The following is a 5,001-nucleotide window of genomic DNA, read 5'->3' as shown; positions in this document are numbered from 1 at the left end:
CTTCAGTCGGCGGTTGAGTCCGCCGAGGGCCACTTTAGTGGCCCAACCTACCAGCTTCAGCTGGTAGTGGTTGAGTGCCCTGAATCCGGGATCTTTACTCATGCACCATAAAACCATCGCCGAGCTGGCGGCCTGTCTGCGCCGGGGCGAGTTCACGAGCACCGACCTTACCCGTCGTTATCTGGCACGGATAGAATGCCTGGATCCGCACCTCAACAGCTACATCAGCGTCGATCCCGAGGGCGCCCTGGCGGCGGCCGGCCGCGCGGATGTGCGACTGGGCCGGGGTGAAGGCGGCCCCCTCACCGGCATCCCCATTGCCCACAAGGACATCTTCTGCACCCAAGGGATCAAGACCAGCTGCGGCTCGCGCATGCTGGATAGCTTCATCGCGCCCTACAATGCCACGGTAGTGGAGCGGCTGGAGCAGGCCGGAGCCCTAGTGCTCGGCAAGACCAACATGGACGAGTTCGCCATGGGCTCCTCCAACGAGACCAGCTTCTACGGACCGGTGAGGAACCCTTGGGACGTGCGACGGGTTCCCGGCGGATCCTCCGGCGGCTCGGCGGCGGCGGTGGCCGCCCGCTTGTGCGCGGCGGCCACCGGCACCGACACCGGGGGCTCCATCCGGCAACCAGCCTCGTTCTGCGGGGTCACCGGCATCAAACCCACCTATGGGCGGGTGTCGCGCTACGGCATGATCGCCTACGGCTCCTCCCTCGACCAGGGCGGCGTCATCGCCCGCACCGCGGAGGACTGCGCCCTGATCCTGCAGGCGATGGCCGGGTTCGATCCCAGGGATTCCACCAGCGTCGAGCGGCCCGTGCCCGACTACTCTGCCGGTCTGGATACGGACATCGTTGGGCTCTGCATCGGCGTCCCGGAAGAATGGCTCGGGACGGGCCTGGACCCAGGGGTCAGCGCCGTCGTCACGGCCGCCTTGACCCGATTCGAGGCCATGGGCGCCCGGGTCGAGCAGATCCGGCTCCCCCACAGCCCCCTGTGCGTCGCCGGCTACTATGTGATCGCCATGTCCGAGGCCTCGTCCAACCTGGCCCGCTACGATGGAGTACGCTTCGGGCACCGCTGCCGGGATCCCGCCGACCTGACGGATCTCTACCGACGCTCGCGGGCGGAGGGCTTCGGCACCGAGGTCAAACGGCGCATCATGATCGGCACCTACGCCCTTTCCGCCGGCTACTATGACGCCTACTACCTGAAGGCCCAGAAGATCCGCCGCCTGATCGCCGACGACTTCCGCCGGGCGTTCGAGCAGGTCGATGTCATCATGGGGCCGGTGGCCCCGACCCCCGCCTTCCCCCTGGGTGCCAAGATCGACGACCCGGTCCGGATGTACCTGGGCGACATCTATACCCTCTCCCTCAACCTGGCCGGCCTCCCCGGCATGTCCATCCCCGCCGGATTCAGTGCGGACCTCCCTGTAGGCCTGCAGCTCATCGGGGACTATTGGGACGAGACTCGTCTACTGGCTATCGCCCACCAGTGGCAGCAGACCACGGACTGGCACCGGACTGCCCCTGATTTTGAACCCTAGAGGGTAAAACTCCAATTCGCAGATTTTCACAGATTGTCAAAATCTTCCTGAGGACAGGGTTCCGGTCGCACAAACATTGCTTCATCGCCTCATGGAGGTCATAGCGATGACCATCGATGATCCTTGGTCGTCATGAAACTGTCGAGTTCGGCTACAAGCCCATACCCTGAGGTCGGGTACGCCGGGGTGAAGGCATGACCGCCCGCACGCTGATGGTGCAAGGGACGACCTCGAACGCGGGGAAGAGCCTGCTGGTGACAGCCCTGTGCCGCTGGTTGGTCCGGCAGGGGGTTCGGGTCGCGCCCTTTAAGCCCCAGAACATGGCGTTGAACAGTGCCGTAACCACGGATGGGGGTGAGATCGGGCGGGCGCAGGCGCTGCAGGCAATCGCCTGCCGGCTGGAGCCGCGGATTGATATGAACCCGGTTCTGCTCAAGCCTAATACAGATACCGGTGCGCAGATTATCGTCCAGGGTCATGCGGTGGGCAATATGGATGCACGCCGCTACCACGCTTACAAACGCATCGCACGTACGGCGGTGTTCGAGGCTTACCGGCGCTTGGCCTCGCGTTTCGACGCCGTGATCGTCGAGGGTGCGGGTTCGCCGGCGGAGATCAATCTGCGCACCGACGATATCGCCAACATGGGATTTGCCGAGGGTGTCGATTGTCCGGTGATCCTCATCGCCGACATTGAGCTCGGGGGGGTATTCGCCCATCTCTACGGCACCCTGGCCCTGTTGTCCGAGAGCGAACGGGCCCGTACCTTGGGTATGGTCATCAATCGGTTTCGCGGCGACCTCGAGCTCCTGCGGCCGGGGTTGGACTGGCTGGAGGAAAACACCGGGCGGCGGGTTCTAGGCGTGCTGCCCCATCTGCACGGATTGCACCTGGACGCGGAGGATTCCCTGGCGTGCCGGCAAGCGTCTGCGCCTGCGGCCGATACCGAGCACATTCGCGTCGTGGTTCCCGTACTTCCGCGCGTCAGCAATCACACCGATTTCGATCCCCTGGTCCTCCACCCGCAGGTGGATCTGCGCTTCATCGGCCGCGACGATGCCATCCCGCCTGCCGATCTGATCGTCCTGCCGGGTTCCAAGAGCGTGCGCTCCGACCTGGCCTGGCTGCGGGAGCAGGGTTGGGAGGCAGCGCTGCAGCGGCATGTGCGCTACGGCGGTAAGCTCATCGGCATCTGCGGCGGGTTCCAGATGCTCGGCACCCAGGTGCACGACCCCCTCGGTCTGGAAGGTGATCCAGGCAGTACCCCAGGGCTGGGATTCCTCGCTATGGAAACCAGTCTGGAGCCGGAGAAACAACTGCGCAACGTCCGAGGCAGGCTTACCATCGGCGACGCCGAAGCGAGCGGTTACGAGATTCACGCCGGGGTAACCCGAGGACCGGCGCTGGCACGCCCGGCGGTCCTCCTGGACTCCCATTGCGATGGGGCCCTGAGCCGCGATGGTCGAGTACTCGGCACCTACGTGCATGGCCTGTTCGACCTCGACGCTGCCTGTGCGGCGCTGCTACACTGGGCGGGACTGCGGGGACAGCGGCAAACGGACTTCCGCGCGACTCGGGAGGCGGCCATCGACCGGATTGCCGACCTGGTTCAGGAGCACTTGGATACCGAATGGCTCCTACGTCTACTCGACCTAAAGGCAGCGTGAATCCGAATGACATCCTTTTCTATCCGCAGGTTACGCAGCTGGGACTAATCCAGGAACGGATTTTTGATCTGATCGGATGCCGGCTCCATCGGTTTAACGACAGGACCACCGGGGCTGGTGGTTGGCATCGAATCGGGAAGTGGTCGCTCCCTGCCATGTCCCCTGCTGCTCACCGCCCGTTGGTCAGGATCACTGAAAAAGATACCTGCCAGAAACGCGAAGTAGACCATGTTTGCGGGAATAAGGAGGTTGTAGTCGACAAACTCATGGAGAAGTAAAAGGAAAATGCCGATGCCGGCGCCGACTTGTAAAAACCGGAAACGCGACCAAGCCTCTTTGGTCCAGACCTTCCCCCATTGGACCACATATAGACCGAGCAGCAAGGCAATGAGAAGGGCTACAAAAACACCGCCTTCGAACAACCATTCCAAGTAATCGTTGTGGGCGTGGTTGACGAAGAAATCACCCAATTCGGTAGGCTGAAAGGCGTGGAAGACATCCGGATAGGTGCCCGGACCGCTGCCGAGCGGAAAAAAGTCGAGAATCCCATCCACAGTAGCCGAAAAGACAATCCACCGGCTGTCCTCCTGGAGGTCAGCGGATGCGAAACGATCGAGTACCGGGGCCAGCCCGATGGCAATTCCGATTCCTACCACGAAGGTGACGATAGTCCCGATCGGTCCGTACACATTGTTTCCACCGATCCGGCGACCGAAACTGAAGGTAACGGCAAGCACCGCTAATATAGTGAGACTGATGCCGGTCCGGGAGCGCGTAAAGATCATGCCTAAGAGCAGAAGCAGAGCCAGCGCGCCGTAGAGAAACGCCGCGTGACCTCGAAGCGTGGATAGAAAGAGGATACGTGCCCGCCAGCTCCGGGGATCACGCCGCTCATTGCGGCCGAGCGAATAGAGAGAAAGTGCCAGCGTGACCGGTAAGACCAGCTCGATCAAGCCCGCGAGGTGATTGCGATTGGTGTAGGTACCCATGCCGCTTCCGAACTGGGCATAAGGAGACCCCAGGTACAGAGGGCTTTCCGGTCCACCGCCGAACTGCATAAGGCCCAGTGCAGCCTGAATACCGGCGATTGCCATGACGAGCAGGATCAGTTGGTCTAGGTGGGGGCGGGCAAGTTTCCTGGTGGCGACAAAGACAGCGACGGGGATCAGGAGTGTAAGCCATGCCGATTCGGTCTCAAGCGGATAGATGGATAAGGTAGGGGCCCACATGAGCTGGTCTTGTCCGCTCAAGGCAAGTGCCTCAAGGTATTTGTCACGCCCGGGTAGCCAATCCAAAGGCAAACTCGGCACAGGAATGATGAAGAGAAGGGGGAAAAGAAACAGAAGTGCAAGGACGATTATTTCCGGTTTTCTCAGCCTATGGGAAGCAGCAGGTGTCCAGAGCGATAAGAGGAACACCAAGACAGCGAGCAGCTGCAAGGTGAGCAAGGGCACCGGTTCCTGTCCGGCGCGAAACAGAGGGGCGAATACCAAGATGGTACCGAGCAGCCAAGGCATCACAGCCCTAAGGTGCCCAACGGAGTTGTCATTTGCCATGGAAGAATAGGTAAAAACGCTAAATAAGCTGTAGGACAATCATGTAAGTCGGACCGGCTCTTGGCCTGGCCAAGTCGCAAACCCAATGCCATTACCGGTCAGCGAAAAAGAGGAAAAACTACGAATCACGCGAATCCTCGCAAATGGATTCGCGCGCTTCGTCGTTTTCTCTTCCGCATCCTGACCGACCACGACAAGCGGTCAGCAGCTAACTTAATGGCAT

3 protein-coding genes are annotated in these 5,001 nt (G+C 61.4%); 2 read left to right on the top strand and 1 reads right to left on the bottom strand.

Features of this window, described 5'->3' with window-relative positions:
* Positions 1-100: 100 nt before the first annotated feature.
* Together gatA and BQ17_RS16035 are read left to right on the top strand one after the other, a co-directional pair.
* Positions 101-1,555 carry an Asp-tRNA(Asn)/Glu-tRNA(Gln) amidotransferase subunit GatA gene (gatA, locus tag BQ17_RS16040; protein WP_089728751.1) on the top strand — a complete coding sequence of 485 codons (1,455 nt, stop codon included), beginning with the start codon at positions 101-103 and terminating at the stop codon, positions 1,553-1,555.
* 194 nt (positions 1,556-1,749) lie between these two features.
* Positions 1,750-3,222: a cobyric acid synthase gene (locus BQ17_RS16035; protein ID WP_089728749.1), complete on the top strand. Its 1,473-nt coding sequence runs from the start codon at positions 1,750-1,752 to the stop codon at positions 3,220-3,222.
* Positions 3,223-3,266: 44 nt separating this feature from the next.
* Here the strand turns inward: BQ17_RS16035 and BQ17_RS16030 are convergent, their stop codons facing one another.
* On the bottom strand, positions 3,267-4,739 hold the full coding sequence (locus BQ17_RS16030) for an O-antigen ligase family protein (protein ID WP_176722475.1): 1,473 nt from the start codon (positions 4,737-4,739) through the stop codon (positions 3,267-3,269).
* Positions 4,740-5,001 lie beyond the last annotated feature (262 nt).

The sequence above is a fragment of the Candidatus Thiosymbion oneisti genome, assembly GCF_900092655.1.
In the GTDB taxonomy this organism is placed as follows: domain Bacteria; phylum Pseudomonadota; class Gammaproteobacteria; order Chromatiales; family Chromatiaceae; genus Thiosymbion; species Thiosymbion oneisti.
Note: the sequence above shows the minus strand (reverse complement) of the source record. Positions and strands in the feature narration are given on the sequence as shown.

Bases quoted from the DNA above. Each gene is read 5' to 3' on its own strand.
- gatA (WP_089728751.1), top strand. From the start codon at position 101: ATGCACCATAAAACCATCGCCGAGCTGGCGGCCTGTCTGCGCCGGGGC.
- BQ17_RS16035 (WP_089728749.1), top strand. From the start codon at position 1,750: ATGACCGCCCGCACGCTGATGGTGCAAGGGACGACCTCGAACGCGGGG.
- BQ17_RS16030 (WP_176722475.1), bottom strand. From the start codon at position 4,739: ATGCCTTGGCTGCTCGGTACCATCTTGGTATTCGCCCCTCTGTTTCGC.